Source organism: Streptomyces carpinensis (assembly GCF_002154505.1).
Taxonomy (GTDB): domain Bacteria; phylum Actinomycetota; class Actinomycetes; order Streptomycetales; family Streptomycetaceae; genus Streptomyces; species Streptomyces carpinensis.
On the sequence record NZ_MUBM01000617.1, the window covers coordinates 1 to 1,071 of the forward strand.

The following is a 1,071-nucleotide window of genomic DNA, read 5'->3' on the forward strand; positions in this document are numbered from 1 at the left end:
GGTCGATGTTTACGTAAACATCGGTGAGGGCGTGCCGCCCGACTGTCCCGGCCCACGCCATCGGTGCTCGAATCCGGACGAACGAGGAACGACATGACGACGCTGCAACCACCGGCAGCCGCCGCGCCGAGGCCGGCGCCGCCCCCGACGAGAAGGGATCGCCGCTCCTGGACGGGGTGGGGGTTCATCGGTCCCTTCGTGGTCGTCTTCGCCCTGGTGTTCCTGGCCCCGATCGCTTACTCCGTATACCTGAGTCTCTTCCGTGACCAGCTCATCGGCGGAACCACGTTCGTCGGCCTCGACAACTACCGGCAGGCGCTGCACGACGAGAACTTCTGGGCCGCGCTCGGCCGTGTCTCCCTCTTCCTGTGCGTCCAGGTGCCGATCATGCTCGGCATCGCCCTTCTGGTGGCCCTGGCCCTGGACAGCGGGCGCCTCTACGGCAAGAGCTTCTTCCGCATCTCGATCTTCCTCCCCTATGCGGTGCCCGCGGTCGTCGCCACCCTCATGTGGGGCTTCATGTACGGCAGCCGCTTCGGCCTCGTCGGCGACATCAACGACGCCTTCGGCCTCTCCCTGCCCGACCCGCTCTCCCCCGACCTGGTGCTCGCCTCGATCGGCAACATCGTCACCTGGGAGTTCGCCGGCTACAACATGCTGATCTTCTACGCCGCGCTGCGCGTCATCCCGCACTCCCTCTACGAGGCCGCCGAGATCGACGGAGCCAGCCAGATACGCGTCATCACCGCCATCAAGCTGCCCGCGATCCGCGGAGCCCTCGTCATTGCGACGATCTTCTCCATCATCGGCAGCTTCCAGCTCTTCAACGAGCCGAGCGTCCTGCAGAAGCTCGCCCCCAACGCCATCACCACGGACTACACCCCCAACTACTACACGTACTCGCTGTCCTTCTCCGGTCAGCAGCACAACTACTCCGCGACGGTCGCCATCGTCATGGGGCTGATCACGATGGTCATCGCCTATGTCGTCCAGCTGCGCGGCATGCGCAAGGGAGTGTGAAGCAGCGATGACCAGTACCGTCACACCGGCCCCCGCCGCCCCCTCCGGCAC

1 protein-coding gene is annotated in these 1,071 nt (G+C 65.6%); it reads left to right on the forward strand.

What is annotated here, in order from left to right:
* Positions 1-93 precede the first annotated feature (93 nt).
* Positions 94-1,020 carry a carbohydrate ABC transporter permease gene (locus BZY54_RS47060; protein ID WP_086731435.1) on the forward strand — a complete coding sequence of 309 codons (927 nt, stop codon included), beginning with the start codon at positions 94-96 and terminating at the stop codon, positions 1,018-1,020.
* Positions 1,021-1,071 lie beyond the last annotated feature (51 nt).

What these genes read in the sequence shown, in the direction of transcription:
- BZY54_RS47060 (WP_086731435.1), top strand. Translation starts at nt 94, where the DNA reads ATGACGACGCTGCAACCACCGGCAGCCGCCGCGCCGAGGCCGGCGCCG.